Source organism: Gemmatimonadaceae bacterium (assembly GCA_019752115.1).
In the GTDB taxonomy this organism is placed as follows: domain Bacteria; phylum Gemmatimonadota; class Gemmatimonadetes; order Gemmatimonadales; family Gemmatimonadaceae; genus Gemmatimonas.
On the sequence record JAIEMN010000027.1, the window covers coordinates 43,635 to 64,450 of the forward strand.

24 protein-coding genes are annotated in these 20,816 nt (G+C 68.2%); 7 read left to right on the forward strand and 17 right to left on the reverse strand.

All coding sequences use genetic code 11. From position 1 onward, the window contains the following. Window positions 1-436 precede the first annotated feature (436 nt). Window positions 437-748: a hypothetical protein gene (locus K2R93_14535; GenBank protein ID MBY0491056.1), complete on the reverse strand. Its 312-nt coding sequence runs from the start codon at window positions 746-748 to the stop codon at window positions 437-439. Between the two features lie 29 nt (window positions 749-777). Here K2R93_14535 and K2R93_14540 point away from each other — a divergent pair, with 29 nt between their 5' ends. After that, complete coding sequence (locus K2R93_14540) at window positions 778-1,203, forward strand: HNH endonuclease (GenBank protein ID MBY0491057.1); 426 nt, start codon at window positions 778-780, stop codon at window positions 1,201-1,203. A 32-nt stretch (window positions 1,204-1,235) separates the two neighbouring features. Here the strand turns inward: K2R93_14540 and K2R93_14545 are convergent, their stop codons facing one another. From K2R93_14545 to K2R93_14555, 3 genes are read right to left on the reverse strand one after another with little or no spacing between them, the layout of a single operon-like run. Continuing rightward, a complete protein-coding gene (locus tag K2R93_14545) occupies window positions 1,236-1,601 on the reverse strand; it encodes a (2Fe-2S) ferredoxin domain-containing protein (protein ID MBY0491058.1) in 366 nt (121 codons plus the stop codon). Window positions 1,602-1,649: 48 nt separating this feature from the next. Further along, complete coding sequence (locus K2R93_14550; protein ID MBY0491059.1) at window positions 1,650-1,964, reverse strand: hypothetical protein; 315 nt, start codon at window positions 1,962-1,964, stop codon at window positions 1,650-1,652. 17 nt (window positions 1,965-1,981) lie between these two features. After that, entirely contained in the window at window positions 1,982-3,085 is a 1,104-nt protein-coding gene (locus tag K2R93_14555) for a hypothetical protein (GenBank protein MBY0491060.1), read from the reverse strand. A 64-nt stretch (window positions 3,086-3,149) separates the two neighbouring features. Here K2R93_14555 and K2R93_14560 point away from each other — a divergent pair, with 64 nt between their 5' ends. The 4 genes from K2R93_14560 to K2R93_14575 all read left to right on the forward strand — a co-directional run bounded on the left by K2R93_14560 (window position 3,150) and on the right by K2R93_14575 (window position 5,282). Then, complete coding sequence (locus K2R93_14560) at window positions 3,150-4,052, forward strand: sulfurtransferase (GenBank protein MBY0491061.1); 903 nt, start codon at window positions 3,150-3,152, stop codon at window positions 4,050-4,052. A 37-nt stretch (window positions 4,053-4,089) separates the two neighbouring features. After that, a complete protein-coding gene (locus K2R93_14565; protein ID MBY0491062.1) occupies window positions 4,090-4,551 on the forward strand; it encodes an OsmC family protein in 462 nt (153 codons plus the stop codon). Between the two features lie 120 nt (window positions 4,552-4,671). Then, a complete protein-coding gene (locus K2R93_14570; GenBank protein ID MBY0491063.1) occupies window positions 4,672-4,989 on the forward strand; it encodes a type II toxin-antitoxin system Phd/YefM family antitoxin in 318 nt (105 codons plus the stop codon). Then, the gene (locus K2R93_14575) at window positions 4,893-5,282 is read left to right on the forward strand and encodes a type II toxin-antitoxin system VapC family toxin (GenBank protein ID MBY0491064.1); all 390 of its coding nucleotides are present in this window, start codon (window positions 4,893-4,895) and stop codon (window positions 5,280-5,282) included. The genes K2R93_14570 and K2R93_14575 overlap by 97 nt, the downstream gene beginning before the upstream one ends. Window positions 5,283-5,295: 13 nt before the next feature. Here K2R93_14575 and K2R93_14580 read toward each other — a convergent pair whose 3' ends face one another. The 8 genes from K2R93_14580 to K2R93_14615 all read right to left on the reverse strand — a co-directional run bounded on the left by K2R93_14580 (window position 5,296) and on the right by K2R93_14615 (window position 12,845). Beyond that, a complete protein-coding gene (locus tag K2R93_14580) occupies window positions 5,296-5,637 on the reverse strand; it encodes an Ig-like domain-containing protein (GenBank protein MBY0491065.1) in 342 nt (113 codons plus the stop codon). A gap of 21 nt (window positions 5,638-5,658) precedes the next feature. After that, window positions 5,659-6,609, reverse strand: coding sequence for an Ig-like domain-containing protein (locus K2R93_14585; protein ID MBY0491066.1), 951 nt, complete (start codon window positions 6,607-6,609; stop codon window positions 5,659-5,661). 40 nt (window positions 6,610-6,649) lie between these two features. Further along, the gene (locus K2R93_14590) at window positions 6,650-7,963 is read right to left on the reverse strand and encodes a M24 family metallopeptidase (GenBank protein ID MBY0491067.1); all 1,314 of its coding nucleotides are present in this window, start codon (window positions 7,961-7,963) and stop codon (window positions 6,650-6,652) included. Between the two features lie 93 nt (window positions 7,964-8,056). After that, window positions 8,057-8,866: a HEAT repeat domain-containing protein gene (locus K2R93_14595; GenBank protein MBY0491068.1), complete on the reverse strand. Its 810-nt coding sequence runs from the start codon at window positions 8,864-8,866 to the stop codon at window positions 8,057-8,059. Then, window positions 8,863-10,740 (reverse strand): HEAT repeat domain-containing protein, encoded by a 1,878-nt coding sequence (locus tag K2R93_14600; GenBank protein MBY0491069.1) that lies wholly within the window; start codon window positions 10,738-10,740, stop codon window positions 8,863-8,865. The genes K2R93_14595 and K2R93_14600 overlap by 4 nt, the downstream gene beginning before the upstream one ends. Further along, window positions 10,740-11,411 (reverse strand): hypothetical protein, encoded by a 672-nt coding sequence (locus K2R93_14605; GenBank protein MBY0491070.1) that lies wholly within the window; start codon window positions 11,409-11,411, stop codon window positions 10,740-10,742. Before K2R93_14605 ends, K2R93_14600 begins: the two co-directional genes overlap by 1 nt. Beyond that, on the reverse strand, window positions 11,408-11,962 hold the full coding sequence (locus tag K2R93_14610; GenBank protein ID MBY0491071.1) for a sigma-70 family RNA polymerase sigma factor: 555 nt from the start codon (window positions 11,960-11,962) through the stop codon (window positions 11,408-11,410). Before K2R93_14610 ends, K2R93_14605 begins: the two co-directional genes overlap by 4 nt. A gap of 172 nt (window positions 11,963-12,134) precedes the next feature. Further along, a complete protein-coding gene (locus K2R93_14615) occupies window positions 12,135-12,845 on the reverse strand; it encodes a hypothetical protein (GenBank protein ID MBY0491072.1) in 711 nt (236 codons plus the stop codon). A 94-nt stretch (window positions 12,846-12,939) separates the two neighbouring features. Here K2R93_14615 and K2R93_14620 point away from each other — a divergent pair, with 94 nt between their 5' ends. Both K2R93_14620 and K2R93_14625 read left to right on the forward strand, forming a co-directional pair. After that, window positions 12,940-14,169 (forward strand): hypothetical protein, encoded by a 1,230-nt coding sequence (locus K2R93_14620; GenBank protein ID MBY0491073.1) that lies wholly within the window; start codon window positions 12,940-12,942, stop codon window positions 14,167-14,169. A gap of 351 nt (window positions 14,170-14,520) precedes the next feature. Continuing rightward, a complete protein-coding gene (locus K2R93_14625) occupies window positions 14,521-14,766 on the forward strand; it encodes a type B 50S ribosomal protein L31 (GenBank protein ID MBY0491074.1) in 246 nt (81 codons plus the stop codon). A gap of 82 nt (window positions 14,767-14,848) precedes the next feature. On the opposite strand, the gene K2R93_14630 is transcribed toward K2R93_14625, so the two are convergent. The 5 genes from K2R93_14630 to K2R93_14650 all read right to left on the reverse strand — a co-directional run bounded on the left by K2R93_14630 (window position 14,849) and on the right by K2R93_14650 (window position 20,812). Beyond that, window positions 14,849-16,189 carry a hypothetical protein gene (locus K2R93_14630; protein MBY0491075.1) on the reverse strand — a complete coding sequence of 447 codons (1,341 nt, stop codon included), beginning with the start codon at window positions 16,187-16,189 and terminating at the stop codon, window positions 14,849-14,851. 4 nt (window positions 16,190-16,193) lie between these two features. Then, window positions 16,194-18,095 (reverse strand): serine/threonine protein kinase, encoded by a 1,902-nt coding sequence (locus K2R93_14635; GenBank protein ID MBY0491076.1) that lies wholly within the window; start codon window positions 18,093-18,095, stop codon window positions 16,194-16,196. Window positions 18,096-18,330: 235 nt separating this feature from the next. Next, entirely contained in the window at window positions 18,331-18,747 is a 417-nt protein-coding gene (locus tag K2R93_14640) for a copper resistance protein CopC (protein ID MBY0491077.1), read from the reverse strand. A gap of 8 nt (window positions 18,748-18,755) precedes the next feature. Further along, window positions 18,756-19,880, reverse strand: a complete 1,125-nt coding sequence (locus K2R93_14645) for a DUF2911 domain-containing protein (GenBank protein MBY0491078.1) — start codon at window positions 19,878-19,880, stop codon at window positions 18,756-18,758. Further along, window positions 19,877-20,812, reverse strand: coding sequence for a GTP-binding protein (locus K2R93_14650; GenBank protein MBY0491079.1), 936 nt, complete (start codon window positions 20,810-20,812; stop codon window positions 19,877-19,879). The genes K2R93_14645 and K2R93_14650 overlap by 4 nt, the downstream gene beginning before the upstream one ends. Window positions 20,813-20,816: the final 4 nt, after the last annotated feature.

Here is a 20,816-nt window from a genome sequence, read left to right on the forward strand (position 1 = left end):
ATACATCGTACACGCAGTTCGGCAGGGAGAGCGCGCGACGTTTGACCGGGAGGCGTACCTCATCGCCCGGGCTATTCTGGCCTTGTTGGCCGACGGTCTCGATGCCTGGCTCGGCGACGCGCGACGCATGCCTTGGGGATCGAGTCCACAGCTCGAGCGACGTTGGCAAAGGGAGGGCGTCGCCTACCGTGAGATCGACGCCTTCGTGGCGAGCCAGATGACGTCTGCGATACGGCGTTAACATCGACCCTACACTCACTTCAGCCCCGCGCCGACACGGTCGCGGGGCTGACTTTTTGTAAACCGCAATCGCTGTCGCGATAGTGTCCGTCGAACCGTCGCGCACCTCTCTCGACTTATGGCGCGCCTCTCAAAACTTTCGGAAACCCCTATCAAGAGATATGGAGGCCGACAGCCGACATCGCGCGGTGCGGTGTTAGCGGCGCTCCATGGCGTCGCGCACGTCGAGCAGGATCTCGAAGTAGAGCTGTTCGCGACGATACGAGAAATCGAGCGCGGCCATCTGGGCCGGATCACCGGACTCCTTGGCGCGCTCGAAGGCTTCGCGGTACATCTCTTCGAGATTGGTCAGGATCCGCTCACGGGAACGCGACATACGCAGGGCCTCGAGGGCTTTGAAGGTCAGGCGGGGCGGGGCGTCGTCATCCGTCTCGACACTTTCCGTGGGGTCGAGGAACTTCGTCAGTCGCTCCAGCATGTAGCGACGGCCGCGATCCTGAATGTCCACGTGTCGAGGGGGATGCAGGTGGTCACACGATGAACCGCTCGGAGGTCTTTGCCCGCGACGGCTACCGCTGTGTGTACTGCGGCGAGCAGAAGGAGCCGGACGAGCTGAGCGTGGACCACGTCCAGCCGCGGATGCGCGGCGGGGATGGGTCTCCCGGCAACGTAGTAAGCGCGTGCAGGGGCTGCAACACGCGGAAGGCGGGGCGCCCGCTGGCACAGTTCCTGGCCGAGGAGCCGGAGAGTCGACGGAACTTCTTCCGGTTGGCGCGGTATGTCTGGGCACGGCATCTCAAGGCGGTGGCCGAGGAGCTCGTGCGCCGGGGCATTGTGGAGGCCCCATCGGAACTCGTGGAGGGGGTCCGTGGGCTGCGCAGCTCCGAGGCCATCGCTGAGGTGCTGGGGGAGGCCGAAAGGCCACCCGACACCCAAGACCAAAAGCCCGGAACCCGAAACTGATCAGTTTGGGGTTCCGGGTTTTTGGTTATGGGTCATGGGTTCGTACTGGGTTCGGGCTGCATCCGATGAAACACATGCTCCTCCAGCACCCGCCCACCCTTCAGGTGCTCGAGGACGATCCGCTCCAGCAGCTCGGGGGTGACGTGGTGATACCAGACCCCCTCGGGGTAGACGGCCACGATGGGGCCGCCGGCGCACACGCCCAGGCAGGGGGCTTCGCTGCGCTTGACGCGGGTGGGGCCGAAGAGCAGCCCTTCTCGCTGGAGCAGGGAGGCGAGACGCGAGTAGAGACTGCGTCCGGCCCGATTCTCCTGACAGAAGCCCCCCGTGCACACCAGCACGTGGCGACTGTAGGCCTCCATCTCCGGCACCATCGACTGCCCACTCGACTGCGACATCGGCTTCGGCTACTCAGGGTCCGCGGGTGTGACGGCGCCGCGGAAGACTCAGGGCACCGGCGGGTTCTTGCGCGCCTCATCCGCGGCCGCCTTTTCGGCGGCGCGCTCGCGCACCAGCAGATACATGCCGCGAAGCGCAAAGGCGGTTCCCATGAGCCCGACCGCGATCCCCCGGTTCCCCGTCGCCTGGAGCCAGCGGGAGGCCGCCGCGCTCATCAGGAAGCCGCCGCCGGCGTAGACGAGCCCCTTGAGCTGGGTGCTGTTCCACCGGCCGTCCCGCGCGTGCAGGAGCGCCGAGCCCAGAAGCCAGGCGCCGCCGGTGCCGACGATGGCGGAGGCGAGGGTGTCGCGGTCGAGGACCATGTCCGGAATCTAGTGCCTCAATGGCGCCAGAGCGCCAAGAGCAGCTCCAGCACGATCAGGCCAACGATGGCGAACTCCAGCGTCTCGCTGCGGGCGGCCTGGGCCTCGTCGTTGAGCATGGCGTACGTATCCCGAAGGATCGCCAGCTTGCGATCGATCCCGGCGCGCCAGGCGCGCCCCCGGAAGAGTTCGAGCGCCGCGGAGTACACGCGGGCCAGATAGACATCGTCGGTCACCTTGAGGGCGTTCTCCACGCGCTCGACCAGTTCGGTGGAATCGGCGACCTGCGCCTGCAGCCGTGACAGGAGGGCCCCAAAGCGTCGGCCCGGAAAGACCGCCCGGTTCGCGCGGGCGGCCTGAATGGCGTCGTAGAGCCGCGGCAGTTCGGCATCGAGCAACGCATCGTAGTAGCGCAGTTCGAGGAGCTGCGCATTGGCGAACTCCACGATGTACTGGATATCGGTGTCATGCTCGCCGTCTTCGATGACGAGGGCGTTCTCCCACGTCACGACGGCGAGGTCGTCGGCATAGTAGCTGAAGCGATGCGGCAGCAGCTCGCGGCGCGCGTCGGCGCTCAATGGGCGCGCTTCCTGGAGCAGCAGGGGGACGACATCCAGTTCGCTCAGCGCCTCGGGGGTGAGTGGCGCTCCGGCGGTGTCGGTGATGTGGGAGACCCGGAAGACGGTGTACTCCTCGCGGACGTCGGCGAGCGCCGGTCGCTCAACCGCGGGCGCGATGCGCTCCGCGAGCGTGCGAAGCTGTTGCTGCACCATCGCCTCGATCTGCGGGTGGTGTTCGATCCCCTGCGCCAGTCGGGCGAACTCGGCCCACGGCATCTCGGGCGCCATGCGGACGCGGGCGCGCAGGGACACGACGCCAAAGTCGAAGATGCGCGCCGAGAGTTCGACCGGGCACGACCGGTCATCGACGAGCAGCGACTCTGCCCCCAGGAGCACCGTGATGGGCGGGTTGCTGATCTGGAGCGCCTGCGCCTCCCCTCGGAGCGGCCGGACCCGCTCGGGGGCGCTGGTGGCCAGCACGTCGAGGGCGCGCTCCAGATCGATGGCGTAGCCAATATCGAAGAGCCGATAGCAGACGGCCGATCCCGTGACGACGGGCATACCTCCCTCCTCCGGGCCGCGTTCGGCTGGTTACCGATTCCCGGCGGCGCCGGTACCATTCAATATGCCTCTGACACCGCTTCCCGGCTTGCCCGATCCGCGTGTGGTTGCGAAGGGCTACGCCATACCGGACCGTCTGGTGAGCACCGAGTGGCTCGCCGAGCATCTCAACACGCCGGGGCTGCGTCTGCTCGAATGCAACGAGGATGTGCTGCTCTATGACGTCGAGCACATCCCCGGCGCGCAGAAGCTCGACTGGCACATCGATCTCAACGACAGCGTCGAGCGCGATTACATCGGGCGGGCGGCGTTCGAAGCACTGTTGCGCGCGAAGGGGATCGACGAGTCGACGCCGGTAATCTTCTACGGCGACAAGAACAACTGGTGGGCGACCTACGCGCTCTGGGTGTTCAAGCTGTACGGCTTCACCAACACGCGGGTGCTCGACGGCGGCCGCGCGAAGTGGCTCGAGGAAGATCGGGAGATGACCACCGATCGCCCGCGCTTTGCGCCCACCGGGTACACGGCGCCGGAGCGCAACGATGCGCGCATCCGGGCGTTCTTTGCCGATGCCCGCGCGCAGATGGACGCGGGGAAACCGCTCATCGATGTGCGGTCGCCGCAGGAGTACACCGGGGAACGGCTGCACATGCCCGACTACCCGCAGGAGGGCACGCTGCGGGGTGGCCATATTCCCGGGGCGAAGAGTATGCCCTGGGCCAAGGCCGCCGAGGCGGACGGCTCGTTCAAGGACGCCGCAGCGCTCCGGGCGCTCTATGAAGGGGAGCTGGGGCTGTTCCCGGCCGACGCGGTGGTGACGTACTGCCGCATCGGCGAGCGGTCGAGCCACACGTGGTTTGTCCTGACGTACCTGCTGGGCTTTACAGCCGTGCGAAATTACGATGGGTCGTGGACGGAGTGGGGGAACGCCGTCCGGGCGCCGATCCGCAAAGGACCGACGCCGTAACTGGGCAGGCATCGCATTTCTTCGAGAGGGTCACGCCATGAGCTCCGAACAGCTGAAGGACACCGTCGCCATGCCCGCCGTGGGCAAGCCGCCCGCCAAGGTGAGCGTGACGTGGGCTGGCGAGCACCGCTTCGATGGCATGCGCCAGAGCGGGAGCCCCTCGATTCGCATGGATTCCACCGGGCAGACCGGCCCGTCGCCGGTGGACACCCTGCTCTGCGCCCTCGCCGGCTGCACCGGCGTGGACGTCGTGGATATCCTCGCCAAGCGCCGCACCCCCGTACAGGCGCTGTCGATCGAGGTGGAAGGCGAGCGCTTCGCCGGCACGCCCGGGCGCATCACACGCATCCACCTCGTCTACCGCATCATCGGCGCCGACATCGAGCGCCAGCACGCGGAGCGCGCGATCGAGCTGGCGGTGACGAAGTACTGCTCGGTGCGGGATTCGCTGGATGCGAACATGCCGATTACGTGGGGGTTGGAGTTGAATGGGGCGTGAGGACGTCGCTCCAATCGCGAGACCGGAGGCCCACCAATGCTTGGTGGGCCTTTTTCGTGATCTGCCATTGACGGCACTAGTACGTACGTACGCTTGCGTACGTACGTATGAGCATTTAGGATGCACACGATGAAGGTCTCCGCCACCCACCTCCGCGCGAACATCTACGCGATCCTCGATCAGATCCTCGCCACGGGCGAGTCGGTCGACATCGAGCGGAATGGACGCATCATCCGCCTGCAACCGGTGGCCAACCCACCGCGCCTGGCGGTGCGGGAGGCGAGTCCGCCGTACATCGTCGGCGATCCAGATGACCTTGTGGAACTCGACTGGTCTCAGGAATGGTCCGAACTCCAATCGCCTGCCTCGATACCCACGTCGTCGCGTGGATCCTCAACGGGCAAACGGAAAAGCTCGGCAAAGGCGCGCGGTCGCTGATCGACACCGCGGATCTCATCCTCTCGCCGGCGGTGGTGCTGGAGATGCAGTATCTCCACGAACTCGGACGCGTAACGACGCCGGCGGCTGATGCCCTGCGGACGCTTCAACGACTGCTTCCGGTCCGGGTGGCCGCCGACAGCTTCGAGCGCATTGTAGTCACCGCGCTCACGGAGTCCTGGACCCGCGATCCGTTCGATCGACTGATCGTTGCGCATGCGCGGTTGCTCGATGCGCCCCTCGTATCGCGCGACCGTCGCATTGCGCAGGCGTACAAGAAGACGCGCTGGTAGCGGCGCTCGTGTCCTAGCGCACCGCGACCACCACCGGCACCTCCGCCGTCAGCACCGAGGCGCTATAGCCATCCGCCTCGGCGCGCGCCGTCACCTGCATCCGCGTGCTGCCGGTCGCGCGCGCCGACACCAACCCGGTGCTGTCCACCTGCGCGATCGTCGTGTCGTACACGACGTACGCGTGGCGCACGCGAGCCGATGCCACAGCCCTGGCGCGCGCCTCAAACCACTGACTGCCGCCGATCACGAGGGTCGCGTTCGCCGGCGAGACCGTGAGCGCGGTCATCGCCTGAGGCGGCTGCGCGACGGCGAGTGCCGCGAGTGTTGCGGAGATCAGAGCGAGACGTACGGGCATGAGACACTCCTCTCGTTGAGATCAGGGCACCACCGTCACCGTCGTCCCCACCGTGCGCGTGATCCCGAAGTACCCCGCCACCGCTTGCGCGACCGCGCGGAACGTGAGGTTCTGCGTCCCCGGCCGCACGCCGGTCACGGTCCACACGCTGTCACTGCCGGCGACGGTCACGGGGCCGGGCGGGAAGTCGGCCACCGAGATCGCGGGATAGGGCGCGTTCCGCGGCACCACGACGGTCAGGGGAATCCGCACGGTGCCGCCGACGGGCACGGTGAGGTTCGTGGGCATATCGAAGAACGTCAACGACGGCGCCGGCACGATGTTGAGTGTGCGCGTGGCCACCAGACTCGTGGTCTGATACCCGGGCGCCGAGCCGGTCGCGGTGAGCCGAACCGACGTGGTGCCGGCGAAGTACGTCGTGATGACGCCGTTCACATCGATGCTGCCAAGCAGGGGCTGCTGGATCTGATACGTCCACGTGACCTGCACCGCCGGCGAGGCCTTCACGACCTGCGGATCGAACTGCACGATGCCACCCACCGGCGTGGTAAGAATGCCGGGCTGCACATCCAGCGACGTCAGCGCGAGCGGCTGGGAGTTCACGAGCACCGTGCCCGCCATGGAGTCGGCGCGGAACGCGCCACGCGCCGGTGTCGCGGCGATGGCGAGCAGCGAGAAGGTACCGGGCGCCAGCGACGTCAGAAGCCCGTCGGCGCTTACACTGGCCAGCCCGGACGGCGAGACCCGCCAGGTCACGACGGGCGCTGGGGCCCCCGCCGCCGTGCTGACCGTCGCAGAGAAGCGCAGCGTGTCGCCCACGCCAAGCGAGAGCGACCCGGACGGCGTGATCGACACCGACTGAATGGCCGCACGTGGCAGCGTGGTGGTGGGTGCGGTCTCCCCACCCCCACAGCCCCATAGAGCCAGCAGCGCCAGCAGCGCAGCGCGCATGACCTGCCGGATCCTCTGCATATCCCAAACTACGGCCGCGCCGCCCCGAGTGTTCGTGCGCTTACTTGATCACCCAGATCCGCTGGTTCACCGGATAGAGCCACTCCACCCCGCGCTCGGTCACGATCGCGTCGTCCTCCAGCGGAATGCGCACCTTGGCGCCGCCCCACTCGGGGTTGGGGGTCCACGCGAACAGCTCGATGCTGAACGGATTGAACGGCTTGATGGGAAAGGTCATCTGCCGGGGGTTGAACCACGCGATGCTCGGCCCGCTCCCATGCCCGCGGTCGCCCACGCTGTGGCAGCCGAACATGACCTCCACCTTCCCGTCGTTGCTCACTTCGTTGAAGGTCCCCTGCATGCGGAAGCCGGCCTTCGCGATCTCGCCCTTGAGCTGCTCCACCATGGCCCCCGCCGTCGGCCCGGGCTTGATCGTGCGGCGAATGACATCGCGCACCGCCAGCGCATTGTCGAATGCCGCCTGAATGCCCTTGGGCACCGCCGTCTCGCCGGGCTTGAGCACGTACGCCATGCGCTTCACATCGGTCCACGAACCGAGGTACCCCACGCCCCAGTCGATGATGAGCAAGTCACCGCGCTGAATAATGCGCCCGTCGCTCGTCGCTTCGATGCCCTTCGGGCCCGTGATGTACACGCTCGGCATGTCGAAGCTCGAACCCAGCCCGCGCTGCTGCAGCTGGTCCATCATCCACCACGCCACGTCTTCCAGCGTGGTGACGCCCGGCGTGATGACCTCGTTGCTCAACGCCCGTTCGGCGATGCGCCGCGAAATCTCCCCCGCTTCACCAAGCGCCACGATCTGGCTCGCGGTGTAGCCGCTCCGGTAATCACTCACGACCTTCTCCGCGCTCACGAGACGCGCGGCGAACTCCGGGCCGATCTCCTTGACCAGGCGATCGTAACTCGTCTTGGAGAGCCCGTCGGCCGCACCGACCTCCTCCGACATGTTGATCGCAATGCGCTTGGGATTCCGCTCGGCGATGAACTGCTTGAGGTTCGCGAGCGCCAGCACGCGGTCGTACACCTTGCACGCCTCAAGCAACGCGCCACTCGCGCCGATCGCGATGCGCTCGATGCGATCGCCGCCCCGGTCGGTGAAGATGTAGTAACCCACGCTGCCGACATAGCCGCGCCCGAAGTCTTCGTACATCGGGTCGAACTGATTCTCCTTCTGCATCGTGATCCACATGTCCACGCCGTTATCGCGCATGGCACGCGGCAAGATGCGATCGAACTTGTCGCGGCGGATCTGACACTGACGCTCCCAGCGGACCTTGGCCGGCTCGGCGGGCGGCTGAGCGGCGAGGGGGGAGGCGAGGAGGAGGGCGAGGGAGAGGCGGGAGAGGGTGCGCATACCCCGATTTTACACCCACGACCCACAACCAAAAGCCCGGAACCCCAAACTGATCAGTTCTGGGTTTCGGGCTTTAGGTCGTGGGTTGTGGGTTTACCTGCTGCCCAGCCGCCCCTCTATCCACTGCAACGCTCGGGGGTCGCGCGTCTGCGCCAAGGCCATCACCGCGCTCCGCCGCAATTCCCGGTCGGGCAGACTCTCGGCGAGCTTCTGCAGTGCCGGAATGGCCTCGTCCGCCGGGCGGCGGGCGAGGGCGAAAATGGCGGCGCGACGGAGCTCGCGGTCGCCGGGCTCGTAGGCGATCGAATCGAGCGTGGCGCTCACGCGCTCGCCGACCACTTCCCCGAGCCAGTTCACGGCGCTGTTGCGGACATCCTGTGGGCGCGAGTCGTCGCGGGCGATGCGCAGCAGGATTGGGCCGGTGGCGATGGAATCGCCCAGGATCGCCGCCTGCAGCGCGCTCCGTGCGACGCGATCGGGGCCGCGCTCGGCCTGGGCCAAGAGCCACGCGCCGACCTCACGGGCACTGATCGCGCCCAGGTCGGTGATGCCCGTGTCGGCCTTCCAGCGCCCACCGACGTAGGTGCGAAGCTGCTTCGTATCGCCCTGCTCGCGCACCACGACGAGCCGCACGGGGCCGCGCTCGCAGGTGTTCTCCACATCGCGACTGCCGCCGTCGTAGAAGACCCCGCTCATCTGCGCCACACTGCCGCCGTTGCGCGTGCGCGACCAGTTGTTGCCGTTGCCGCACACGCCGAGCGCCGCCGCGAAGGTGAGACGGATGCGACCATCGCGCACGCTGCCGATGCGCTGCTCCAGCGATTGGGCGCCACTCTCCCGGGCACCCCACAGGGTGGCGCTCGCCGCGAGGGCAAGCGCCGACACCACACCGCGGCGGGTCACTTGTTGATGATGTCCTGCAGGAGCTGCAGCGCGCGCGGATCCTTCGTGCGGCTCAGATAGCTCACGGCACTGCGACGGAGCTCCGTGTTCTTCTCGTTCTTCGCGACATCGAGGAGCTTGTCGATGCCCGGCTCGCCAATCGTCGCCAGACTCGAAAGCGCCTGCCGCTTGAGATCGAGATCGCTGACCTTTTCGTACACCGTGGTCAGGGCCGTTGCGGCCGCACTCTGCGACGCCTTTTCGCTCTCGGTCGCCGCGCGCGGCGCCGGCGCCTGCCCCGCCACCACATTGACGGTGCCGCTCACCCCGCTGCCACTCGAGCCAACCACCGCCAGATTCGACGCCATCGCCGGCGAAGCGGCGTAGGTCATGCCGAACTGCCCGCCGCGCACCGACCAGCGGCCGCTGGCCCCGAGGTACGACACGGCCGTGCGCCGCAAGTCCATCGGTTCGCGCTCGTTGAGCGCCACGCTCACGAAGAACGTCCGCGACTCGTCACTCCGCGCCACGCTGATCTGCGACAGCACGCGCTGCCGGAAGTTCATCGTGCCGCCCTTCGCGTACACCTCCTTCAGGTACGCGAACGCCTGCGCCGCATCGAGGCCGTTGCCGCGCGACGTCACCCAGGTGAGCGCATCCCCGCGCAGCTCTTCGGGCTGATTCTCATCCAGCACGATCTGCCGCAGCGTCTCCTGCGCCTTGGGCGACTTGGCACGCGACAGCGAGTACACCGCCCGCTTGCGGAGCTCGAGGTCATCGCCGCGCTTCGCGAGATCGATGAGCATGTCCACCGCTTCGTCGGTCTGCACATTCGCCAGCCAGAACACCGCCTGCTCGCGCACCTCGCGATCAGGATCGTTCTTCGCCACGCCCATCAGCGTCTGCGCGACTTCGGGCTGCTTGTTGCGAGCGATCAGCATCACCGCCGTGCGGCGGAGCGCCTGCGTGCAGGGTTCGCGACGCGCCAACACCTTCTTCAAGATCGGCAGTGCCTGCTCGCGATCCATCTGCATCACGGCGTTGAGCGCCTCGATGCGTTCGTCTTCGTCGGCACGCGGGCAGCCATCGCTGGCCACCCGCTCGGCGCGACCGCGCAGCGTCGTCGCCATGGCCAGATCGCCACCACGTCCCAGCTGCCCTTCAATGCGCGCCCGCAGCGAACGGGCATCGCCGAGCGTGGCAGCCTTGGGAAACTTCTGTGCCTGCGTTTCGAGACTCGCCAGCGCCTCGCCCAAGTTCCGGTCGCCCCCCTGGCGCTGCAGCGCAAACGCCTGCCAGTAGTAGGCATCAGCGGCGTACGCGCTCTGCGGATACACGCGCCAGATCTTCCGGAACAGGTCGGCCGACTTTTCATACTGGTCGGCCGAGAGCGCCTTGCGCGCTTCGCGATAGAGCGAGTCGGCGACATCCTGCGGCGCCCACGGTTCGGGCGCCGCGGTGCGATACCCCTTGGACCAGGCACCGCCCCACGCATTCCCCCTGCCGATGTTCACGGGCGCTTCCGCGATCGCCGCGAGGTTGGACGCGTCGAGATTGAGCGCGACCTGCGCCTCGGCGAGCGCCCTGGCGCTCACCGCCATGTCCTGCGCCTGGATGCGCGCGAGTTCGATCTGCGCCTGCGGGATCGCGGCCATCGCCTCGGCCCGGATCTGTGCGAGATCGAGCGACATCACGTCGGCCGCATCGAGCGCATCCAATGGATCGAGTGGCGCGCGGGGCGCCGCCGGGGCCGGCTTGGCGACCGGTGCGGGCTTGGACACGGGAGCGGGCGCGTGCGCCGGCGCCGGCGGTGCCTTGGCCGGGCGTGGCTGTGCGACCAGGGTGGACGCACGGAGCGTGCAGATCGCGAGCAGAGCAAACGTGGTGCGCTTCATCAGTTGCTGCCTCCGTACACCGGGGCGTCGGTCCGCGACGAGGCCGTCACGACCGCCCGCACCCGCGTGAGCAGGTTGGTTTCCTTCAAGGTTTCGCGGGGCGCGCGCTGCGTTTCCGGCGCACTGCCGCGCGCCTGGATGACCTGCACGAGCACCAGCTCGAGGTCCTGCAGCAGCCGGCGCGTCGTACTGTCGCGCAGCTGCGGTTGATCAAGGAGGAGCCGCGTCGTCGTGAGCAGATCACGCGCCTGCGGCCCGATATCGGGCGCCGTCTTCTGTTCCGATCCGCCCTCGTTGACGGCCGCGAGCAGCGCGACGGTGTGCACCAGATGTTCCTGCATCGCCACGCGCGACGGATCATTCGCTGCGAGTGCCGCGGCGTCCGTGCCGCCCTGCGCCAGGGTATCGACGCTGACGGCGGGCGTGGTGTTCGAGGGCACCACATACCGGCCAATCGCCACGCCGCCCACCAGCACCGCCGCGATGGCCGCGATCTGCCGCCAGCGCCACGTGGTCTTCGGCGCCCGCTGCTTCTCGATGCGCTTCCACATCAGGTCGCGCGGCACCGCCACCTCGGTGTCGAGATCCTCGACCGCCGCTTTCGCGAGGTCGAGCATCCACGGCTCGAGGGGCACGTCGTCGTTCGGTTGTTCGTGCGGCTGCTGGTTCATGCGGACTCCTGGGTGCGCAACACGGGGGCAAAGGCGGCCAACGCACTGCGCAACTTTTCGCGGGCCCGGAAGAGCTGCGACTTGCTGGTGCCGACGGCGACACCGAGCGCCTCGCTGATCTCCTCGTGCGTGAATCCTTCCACATCGTGCATCACGAACACCCGGCGTGTGCCCTCGGGGAGCGCAGCAATCGCGTGCTTGAGTCGCGTCTTCAAGTCCGGATCGCTGTCGCTCGCCTGAGTGGACACCGCCGTGGCCTCATCGAGTGGCGCGGCAAAGGCGTCGCGACGCTTTTGCTGACGCAGCCCGTTGAGGGCCACCGACACCGCAATCGCATGGAGCCAACTGCCGAGCGCGGCGTCGCCCCGGAACTGCCCGATGCGATCGAAGGCTCGAACGAAGGTGTCCTGCGTCCACTCCTGGGCGAGCTCGGGCCGCCCGCTCATCCGGAGGATGAGGCGGTAGATCCGATCCACGTGCTGCTCGTAGAACGCGCGTTCCGCCGCGGGATCCCCAGCCTTGAGCCGGTCGAGGAGGGCCGCGTCGGTCACGTGAACCCGGGAAAGGGAGGCGGTGACGGGGGGCGCATGCATGTGCGCGGTAAAGACACGGGAGGCGCGGAAAGGGTTGTATGAACCCAGGAACCCCAAACCCGAGAACCCCCAACCCCGAACTGATCAGTTGGGGGTTAGGGGTTCTCGGGTTTGGGGTTCTTGGGTTGGGTTAGCGGTTGGCTTCGACCCGCTCCCCCTGCCCCACGCTGATCGGCTGCGCCGCCCCGGCGCCGAGCTGCCGGTCGCCCATCACCTTCGTGATGAACCGCTGCCCTTCCCCGATGCGCTCGACTTCGAGGGCGATGGACTCGACGGCCTGGCCCATGGCGTCGAGGCGGTCGGTCACTTCCTTGGGAACGGGTGCGATGACGGTCGCGCCACGCTTCCAGATGCGGCGGGCGTAGGCGATCGCGATGGGGGCGAATACGAAGATCGTGAGGCAGGAGCCGATGATCGCCGCCGTCTCATCGTACTGCGGGGGGCGCACGGGCTCGGGCTTCTCGACGATCGCCCCCGGAACCGAAGCCGCTTTGGTCACCGCCGCATCGGCCTGCGCCAGTTGCTTCTCGAGGTCGGAGATGCGAGCATCGGTCTCCTTGAGGCGCGTCTCGAGGCCGCTGCGGTCGGCAGTGGTGATCTCGTCGTTCTTGAGCCAGCTGGCGACCTCGTTGCGCGTCTCCTGCACCCGTTCGAGCTGACGCTGGATCTCGCGACGCGCGGCCACCTGCGCCTCGTAGAAGGCCGACGGCGACGCGTTCCCCGGGAGGGAGACCGTGACCCGGCCGCTCGGCACCGGGACCTCGATGACGTTGGGGGCGCTGGGCGGCTGAGGCGGGGTGGGCTGCATGCGATCGGGCGGGCTGAGAGAATCGGGCCGCATGCTCAACCTGCGGCAGCGGCCGTGCGTTCGACGGGTACGGACTGTACGATCTCTCCCGTCCCCGGTTTCGGCCACTGCCCTTCGTCCCGCGCCCATGCTCCGACTGCTGGACCGTTCGCCGATCCGCCGGCTGTGCGTCGCTGGCGCGCTGCTCACCGTGGGCTGTCACGCCGGCCCGCCGGCGCCGCGCGCCACCCCCGCACCGGCGCCCGTGGGTGAGCCCCTCACGCGGCTGGCACCGGCGCTCAAGAATGCGCGGCTCCCCGACAGCCTCGCCGACAGCACCTGGTGGCGCATGGTGCGCGAGCTGTCCGAGCCCGGCGGCTACTTCCGCTCCGAGAACTTCGTGTCGAACGAGCTCGGGCTGCAGTACGTCGTGGCCACACTCAAGACCATCGCGCCCCCCGGCGGCGTCTACGTGGGCGTCGGCCCGGAGCAGAACTTCACGTACATCGCGGCGCTCCAACCGCGCATCGCGTTCATCGTGGACATTCGCCGCCAGAATCTGCTCCAGCATCTCTGGTACAAGGCGGTCTTCGAGCTCTCCCCCTCGCGGGACGTGTTTCTGGCGCGCCTGTTCGGCCGCCCGCTCGCGCATGGCGCCCCGCATGGTGATGCGTGGCCGAGTGATTCGCTGATGGCGCGTCTCGAACACACCGCGCCTGACACGGCCTTCTTTCTCAAGACCTTCGACGAGGTGCGCACGCACCTCACCCGCACGCGGGGGCTCACGCTCGACAGCGCCGATCTCGCCACGCTGCGCTACGTAGACGGCGTCTTCTTTGCGAGCGGCCCGGGCTCCCTCAACTACTCGAGCGGCTCCGGTGGCGGCTTTGGCGGACGTGGCTTCGGCCGCGGCATGCCGAGCTTTTCACAGATCGCCCGCATGACCGATCCGACCGGCACAAACCTCGGCTTCCTCGGCACCGAAGCGCAGTATCGCGTGGTGCGCGATCTCGAGCGCCGCAATCTGCTCATCCCACTCGTCGGCAACTTCTCCGGCCCCAAGGCGCTGCGCGCCGTGGGCGCCTGGCTCCGCGAGCGCGGCGCCAGCGTGAACGTGTTCTACACGAGCAACGTGGAGCAGTATCTCTGGCAACAGGGCGACGACGCGCCCCGCTTCTATGCGAACGTCGCCGCCATGCCCATCGACACCGCCGCCCGGTTCATCCGCTCGAGCACCGGCGGCTTCGGCCAGCGGGGCGCCGGGGGGTTCCTGATGAACCAGCTGACGAGCGGGATTCTGGAGATCACCCAGGCCTCGGCGGCCGGCACGCTCGGCGGGTACTTCGAGGTCATGCGCCGCTCCACACCAGATTTGTGATGTGACTGAGGTGATCGGACCTTCGGAATTCAGAACCAGTCGGGCATCGGAATTCGGTCTCGGGCGCGGGAATCGGAGGTCAGATTTCGGGATTCGGACGCTCGGAGCCGAGGCCAGAATCCCGAGGGTCCGACCTCCGACACCCGCGTCCGAGACCGACGTCCGAGGGCCCGCCACGGCTCGGAATTCCGAATTCCGATTCCTCCACGGGTTGAAATGGGCGGGGGGGCTTGGCGATATTTTCAGGCTCTGCCGAAAACCGGCAACCCGCGGGGCCTTCGGGCCCCACTCCGGGCCCCCATGATTTGACGCGCTCACCGCCGGAAATGGTGGCGCCAGCTGGAGTTACCGATGGCGAAGGAAGGCATTCATCCGCCGTACCACCCGGTCGTCTTCAAGGACGCCTCCACGGGTGCGCTGATCCTGACCCGCTCGACCATGACGAGCGACATCAAGATCAAGCTCAACGACGGCAACGAGTATCCGCTCATCCTGCTCGAAATCACGAGCGACTCGCACCCGTTCTACACGGGCACGCAGCGCCTGATCGACACGCAGGGTCGCGTCGACAAGTTCAAGAAGCGCTACGGCCGCTAAGCCGCCAGCGATTCGGCTCCATGACACAACGCCCCGCCAATCGGCGGGGCGTTGTGCGTTTCATGGCGGCGCTGTCCGACGCTCAGTGCCCGTCCAATCGTGCCGCGGCGAAGCGCGTGCACGTGGCGATGCGGGGATTGCCCGTCACGGCCGCGGTGACCTCCCCCGCGCCGACGATGATGCTCGTGAGTGTGTGGGTAGGCGCCACCACCTTCGCAATCACATCCACGCGACGCCCCTGCAGGTCGAGCATGTTCCGCTCCGACGCAAAACGCGGGAGCGTGCGACGGGCGTCGTCCATGGCGGCACGCTCGGCGTCACTGAGTCCCGTCAGCACCTTCCCCACGCTGCTGCAGGAGGTGTACGACATGAGCCCGTACTGCTCGAAGCGGAAGGCGCGGGAGAGCGACGCATCCGCCAGATTGCGCGCGGCGTCGGCCTCCCGCACGGCGATCGGTATGCGCTGCGCGTTGGGATTCGAACGGAACGGCTCTGAGCGCGCGAACAGGTCGCGCTGTCCGGTCAGCGCACTGAGCTGGTGCAGCCCATCGCGCCCGATGTCGATGAGGACACGCCCGGTGAGCGCGTCGAGGAACGAGGTGCCGTTGTCCACCAGCGCAAAACCGAGTGACACCACCGTGCGCAGCGCCTCTTCCGCCTTGGCGTAGTCGTGCTGCGTGACGTAGTACGCCGCGCGGGCCACCCCGGCGTCGCCGATCTTGCGCAGGCGCTGCGTGGCCGTCGTGGGCGGATACAACCACGGCGTCTCCGGGTCCAACGGCTTCGCCAATCGGGCGCCATCGATATCGATCTGCGCTGCGCGGGCGACCAGATCGGCATCGCGCCACAGCGGCGCCTCGGCGATCTGGCGAAGCCACGCAATCTCCGCCGCCGAGTACCCCTGCGCGGCTCGCTCGATGACCTTAGTGGCGAGAGGGCCGGGCCAGCGGTTGCTGCGGTGGTCGGCAAAGAGCGCCGCATCGGCGGGGACCCCGTCCCACGGCAGCACGTCGGGCACGACGGGGCGCATCGCAATCGCCTGATCCACGCGAGGCGGCGCGAGACGGTACAGCGCCTCCCCAGCCTCGATGGGCGTAATGCCGGCGCGCGAGCTGAGCGTGAGCGGTCGCAGCCGCTCCACTTCGGCCACGCGATCGCGCGTGCTGTTGGTGGTCCATTCCGCCGGCCCTACAAAAGCGATCGTGGCGAGCGGAATCGCCGCGATCACGGCAAAGCCGATGGCCAGGTCGCGTACAACGCGGAGGCCGGTGCGCCACCAGGTGCGCGGCGTCGCCGTCATTTCGCCTGCGTCGCCGGTGGTGCGGGGCGCTGCCGATGCGGTGGGCACGGCGAGCCGTCCCCCCATCGCCGGCTGCCAGGCCGCCTCGAGCGGAGTCGCGAGACGCGCGTCGGGAGTCGTCATGTCATCAGACCGGTGATGTGGCAATATCCTGCACCGGTGCCGGGCGATACTCGCCAAGCAGCGCGTGCGTTTCCTCGTGCGCGTCGGCGAGCCGTGACACATCGGCCGACAGCGCGCGGGCGAGATCGACGTGCGTGGTCACACTGGCCACTGTCGCACTCCCCGCGCTCAGGCGCAGCAAGCCCAGACGCAGCCCCTCGAGGGCCGCGACGGTCTGCTGGAGCCGCTGCTCGGTCTGCGTGCGCTCGGTTTGCCACACGGTACGGGCGTCGTCGCTCAGCGCGTTCGCATCGGCCAGCACATCCACGACGGCGGCCAACTGCTTCCGCAGCGCGAGCGCATCCCCCTGCAGCTGCTGCAGCACGGCCGGGACATCACCGAGGGCCGCGCGCGTCTCGCGCGGCAGCTGCTCGAACAGCTGCTCGGCCGCGAGACTGAGCGACAGTTCGGTCGCGCGATGGGTGACGATCGGCGTGTCGGCCGCCGCCCCGCGCACGCGTCGCGCGGCAGCGAAGGCCGTCCGTCCGAATGCGCCGGTCCAGAGCGCGCGCCAGAAGGGGATGTCGATATCACGGCGCATCTGCTGGAGCACCAGCCACGGCAGCACGGTGACGCCGGTCCCGATCGCCACGAAGGTCAGCAATGACGCCACGGGCTTGAAGCGTGGGCTCACCGCGCCCGCGATGGCGAAGGGCACCAACGCCAGCGACGTGCGCGCGCCAATGCGCACCACGCCACGGGCAATGCGCTCGAGCCAGCGGAGCACGCGGCCCGGCGACGCGCTCCGTTCCTCGCGCAGCAATTCAAGTTCGGCATCGAAGGCGGGGCCAACGTCGGCCGCGGTGTATCCCTGCGCGAGCAGTCGCCGCGCCGCGAGCACGCCAAAGGCCGCCGCGCCCAGCGCACCGGCACCGACGAGTGTCACCACGCCGGCGACGGGACCGAGGAGCGACGCGGCGCCAATGGACGCGCCGAGTGACGCGATCAGTGTGAGGACCGTCCCCGCGCCATCGGCGCGGCCATCGCGCTTTACGAACGCGCGCAGGGGCGCCGGCAGCTCACGGCGCTGCTCCAGCGCGGCGCCCAGCTGCGTGGCAATGGCATCGGCACTCGCGAAGCGCGCATCCGGCGTCTTGGCGAGACACTGCTGCACCACGTGCGCCAAACGCCGCGGCACCACCAGCCCGCGACCTCCCAGCGGCGGCACCGGCTGCGTGCAATGCTGCGTCAGGACAGCGGCGGCATCGGGGCCGGTGAAGGGCAGCTGCCCACTCAGCGCAAAGAACGCCGTAATGCCAAGCGCGTAGACATCGCTCGCCGCACTTGGTTCACTCCCGAGGGCGAGCTCGGGTGCCATGAACTCGGGAGTGCCGTGCACGCCATGGGCATCCGTGCCCAGCGCGTGCGCGATGCCGAAGTCCGCGACCAGCGCGCGCCCGCTCTCGCGCTCGAGGAGGATGTTGTCGGGCTTGATGTCGCGATGCACCACACCGCGACTGTGCGCGTAGCTCAGCGCCCAGGCCACTTCCTGCAGCCAACGGGTCGCTTCGCGCGGCGAGACGGGCCCGCGTGCCTGTACGCGCTGGGCAAGCGTTTCGCCCTCGACATACGCCATGACGAAAAACACAAAGCCGTCGATGTCATCGACGGCGTGAATCGGCACGATGTGCGGATGCGACAGGCTGGCGGCGGTGCGCGCCTCGTGCAGGAACTGCGCCCGGATGGCCGGCTCGGCGGCGCGCTCGGGGGGCAGCAGCTTGATAGCCACCAGCCGGTCGAGGTGCACCTCGCGCGCGAGATACACGATGCCCATGCCGCCCCGACCGAGTTCGCGGTCGATGGAGTAGCGGCCGGCGATGGCCTGCTGAAAGGCCAGGAACAGGGCGTCGGGAGGGGTGGGCGCCATACGACGATAGACGCCCCCGAGTCCCAAGCCGTCACAGCCGTTTGTCGGACTTCCGACCTCAGTGCCCGATCGGACATCGGAATTCGGTCTCGGGCTCGGCAGTCTGACACTGGCCTCGGGACTCGGACCTCGGCGCCGAGGTCCGAGTCCCAAAGTCCGACATCAGATGTCCGCTGCCGAGACCGAAGTCTGATGTCTGATCAGGGCTCCGATGTCGGAGGCCCGATCTTCCCGGCTACTTGGCGACGGTGAAGTTGAACGTCCCGTTCATGGGGTGGCCGTCCTTGGACGCGGCTCGCCACGTCACCGTGTACTTGCCCGCGGCCATCGCCCCGGTGATCGGGACCACCACGCCCGGCTCACTCGGCGTGCCGGCGCTGGCCAGCTTCCCCACAGCCACGGCGGCACCGGCGCTCGTGGCGAGCGTGACCTTGGTCATGGGCAGCTCCGGGGCTTCCGAGAACCAGAGCTCGAGCTGCTTGGGCGCCTGGGGCACCGTGCCGTCGGCAGCCGGCAGGCTCCGCGTGAGCTTGAGATGCGGCAGCGGTACCGCGCGCAGCGTGAGCGGCGCAGCGATGGTGACGGCGAGCACGAGAGCAGCGCGAGCGAAGGACATGAGACGCGTGGGGCAGAGGCGACGAAGAGCGGACACCGAACAGTTTAGCGATTCCCGACCGTGAACGGCACACTCGCCACCTTATCACCCCACGCCAGCTCGATCGATCCGCGGGTGGCGCCCTGCGCCTTCACGGTGATGGTCATGGTTTCGACAAAGCCTGGCGCGTCGGCCAGCGTCATGGGCACCTTGCCCAGGTCCTGGCTGGCGTCGTACTGCGTCCCCCACTGACCGGTGCCCTTGTTCACGATGAGCATCGTGCCGCTCTTCGTGTGCTGCACCCACAGCGTGTACATCCCCGGGGCGAGCGTGAGCGACCCCATCGTGAGCGGGCGCGTGGTGAAGAGGTGCGTCGCATCGTTGGCGCCCATGCGCCACACACTGTCGAAGGGCACGAGCACGCCGCCCCACACACTGCGGTCACGCACCTGCGGGCGGCCGTAGTCCACGATCACCATGCCGCCGGGGCCGAACGCGGCGCGCGCATCGTCGCGCAGGGACAGCACGCCAGTGGGCTTCATGCCCTTGGCCATCGCCTCGAAGTCCACCGCGCCGCCACGCGTGGCCATGACCTTGTTCGTGGTCCCGCTGCCGTCCACCGAGAGCAAGCGCTGCTGCGCGTCATGGCGCAGGACCATGGCGTAGGCACCGCCACGGAAGCGCACGGAGTCACCACCGAGTGTGGTAAAGCCGGTGAAGCCCTGATTGCCCGCGCTCCCCACCGCCGGCAGCGAATCGACGGCCAGCTTCTTCGCGCGCAGCCCGGCCAGCAGCTCGGTGGGGCCGTAGATGAACGTCGGCCAGTTCACGAGCGCCCCCTTGGCGGCAAAGGCGCGCCGCTGGGTGCTGTCGGCAAACACGATCTCCCGTACGATCGAATCGGGCGTGAGCGTGAAGCGCGTCGTGCTCGGCGCCGGCGCCGCGCTGCCATCCTGATTGAGGCGCTGCAACAACGCCGCCGTGGGGCGGCCATCCTTGCCGAGCGTGATGGCGTAGCGATAGCGTGCCACCGCCGGGCCGTTGCGCTGCACCATGTCGCCGGCAATCGACGTGGCCGTGCGTGTGTACTGCTCCACCGCGGCGGTATCCTTGCCCAGGCGATAGACAAAGGACGCCGGCTGCGCCTGAAGCGCGCACGGTACCAGCAGAACGGAGAGGAGAGCTTTCATGGGCGAGAAAGGCCCGCAATGCGGGCGCTGAGGTCATCCGGATCCATCCCCACGCCGATGAACAGCGCGGTGGACTCGGCGTCGTCGTGAAATTCCGAGCGATCGAGCTTGAGACTGCGGCGGCCGGGCACTTTGTGCCAGACCCACATGGCCGTGGGTGCGTCGGCGAAGCGGATCATCCCTTTGGCACGGACCACCGTGGCCGGCAGATCGCGCACGAACGCCGTGAACGCCGCGCGATCCACCACCCGCGGCAGCGGCAGCGCGAGACTGCCGAACGGGTGCGTATGCCCGTGCCGGTGCGCCGGCGCTGCGGCCGGTGCCCGACCGCCGCGATCGGCCGCGGCGTGCACCTCCTGCGAGAGAGCGGTCAGGGTGTCCGCATAGTCATCCACCTGCACCAAGGCGGCGTTCGGCGCGACCTCGCGCACGCTGGCCCGCACGGCGGTGCGTCGCGCGTCGCCGAGGCGCTCCATCCAGTTGAGCTGCACGTGCGTAGCCGTCCGCACCTGGGCGCGCTCGAGCGCATTGCTGAACCACCGCTTCTGCCACTTGGCGGCGTCCACGATCGTGAGCTGCAGCGGCAGCGTGAAGTGGCCGAGCCGGGCGTCGGTCGTGAGGTGACCGAGCAGTTCGTCGGTTTCGGTCGCGCCGTTCGCCTCGATGAGCATCACGCTGCCCGGATCGTTCGGCGTGTCGTACAGCTGCTGCAGCAGCTCGCGCAGCGACCCGCAGCAGACACACTCCCCGTTGAGCGGCGTGACCAGCGCATCGAGGGCACCCAGGCGCGCGGCGTCGATGGTCGCGTTTTCGAAGTCGTTCAGAATGATGCGCGACCGCACACCACGCGCGGCCAGCGCGGGCACGAGCTGCGTGAGAAAGCGCGTCTTCCCCGCCCCGAGAAACCCCGCCATCAACACCAGCGGGATCATCGGC

What these genes read in the sequence shown, in the direction of transcription:
- K2R93_14540 (MBY0491057.1), top strand. Translation starts at nt 778, where the DNA reads ATGAACCGCTCGGAGGTCTTTGCCCGCGACGGCTACCGCTGTGTGTAC.
- K2R93_14545 (MBY0491058.1), bottom strand. Translation starts at nt 1,601, where the DNA reads ATGTCGCAGTCGAGTGGGCAGTCGATGGTGCCGGAGATGGAGGCCTAC.
- K2R93_14550 (MBY0491059.1), bottom strand. Translation starts at nt 1,964, where the DNA reads ATGGTCCTCGACCGCGACACCCTCGCCTCCGCCATCGTCGGCACCGGC.
- K2R93_14555 (MBY0491060.1), bottom strand. Translation starts at nt 3,085, where the DNA reads ATGCCCGTCGTCACGGGATCGGCCGTCTGCTATCGGCTCTTCGATATT.
- K2R93_14560 (MBY0491061.1), top strand. Translation starts at nt 3,150, where the DNA reads ATGCCTCTGACACCGCTTCCCGGCTTGCCCGATCCGCGTGTGGTTGCG.
- K2R93_14565 (MBY0491062.1), top strand. Translation starts at nt 4,090, where the DNA reads ATGAGCTCCGAACAGCTGAAGGACACCGTCGCCATGCCCGCCGTGGGC.
- K2R93_14570 (MBY0491063.1), top strand. Translation starts at nt 4,672, where the DNA reads ATGCACACGATGAAGGTCTCCGCCACCCACCTCCGCGCGAACATCTAC.
- K2R93_14575 (MBY0491064.1), top strand. Translation starts at nt 4,893, where the DNA reads ATGGTCCGAACTCCAATCGCCTGCCTCGATACCCACGTCGTCGCGTGG.
- K2R93_14580 (MBY0491065.1), bottom strand. Translation starts at nt 5,637, where the DNA reads ATGCCCGTACGTCTCGCTCTGATCTCCGCAACACTCGCGGCACTCGCC.
- K2R93_14585 (MBY0491066.1), bottom strand. Translation starts at nt 6,609, where the DNA reads ATGCAGAGGATCCGGCAGGTCATGCGCGCTGCGCTGCTGGCGCTGCTG.
- K2R93_14590 (MBY0491067.1), bottom strand. Translation starts at nt 7,963, where the DNA reads ATGCGCACCCTCTCCCGCCTCTCCCTCGCCCTCCTCCTCGCCTCCCCC.
- K2R93_14600 (MBY0491069.1), bottom strand. Translation starts at nt 10,740, where the DNA reads ATGAAGCGCACCACGTTTGCTCTGCTCGCGATCTGCACGCTCCGTGCG.
- K2R93_14605 (MBY0491070.1), bottom strand. Translation starts at nt 11,411, where the DNA reads ATGAACCAGCAGCCGCACGAACAACCGAACGACGACGTGCCCCTCGAG.
- K2R93_14615 (MBY0491072.1), bottom strand. Translation starts at nt 12,845, where the DNA reads ATGCGGCCCGATTCTCTCAGCCCGCCCGATCGCATGCAGCCCACCCCG.
- K2R93_14620 (MBY0491073.1), top strand. Translation starts at nt 12,940, where the DNA reads ATGCTCCGACTGCTGGACCGTTCGCCGATCCGCCGGCTGTGCGTCGCT.
- K2R93_14625 (MBY0491074.1), top strand. Translation starts at nt 14,521, where the DNA reads ATGGCGAAGGAAGGCATTCATCCGCCGTACCACCCGGTCGTCTTCAAG.
- K2R93_14630 (MBY0491075.1), bottom strand. Translation starts at nt 16,189, where the DNA reads ATGACGACTCCCGACGCGCGTCTCGCGACTCCGCTCGAGGCGGCCTGG.
- K2R93_14635 (MBY0491076.1), bottom strand. Translation starts at nt 18,095, where the DNA reads ATGGCGCCCACCCCTCCCGACGCCCTGTTCCTGGCCTTTCAGCAGGCC.
- K2R93_14645 (MBY0491078.1), bottom strand. Translation starts at nt 19,880, where the DNA reads ATGAAAGCTCTCCTCTCCGTTCTGCTGGTACCGTGCGCGCTTCAGGCG.
- K2R93_14650 (MBY0491079.1), bottom strand. Translation starts at nt 20,812, where the DNA reads ATGATCCCGCTGGTGTTGATGGCGGGGTTTCTCGGGGCGGGGAAGACG.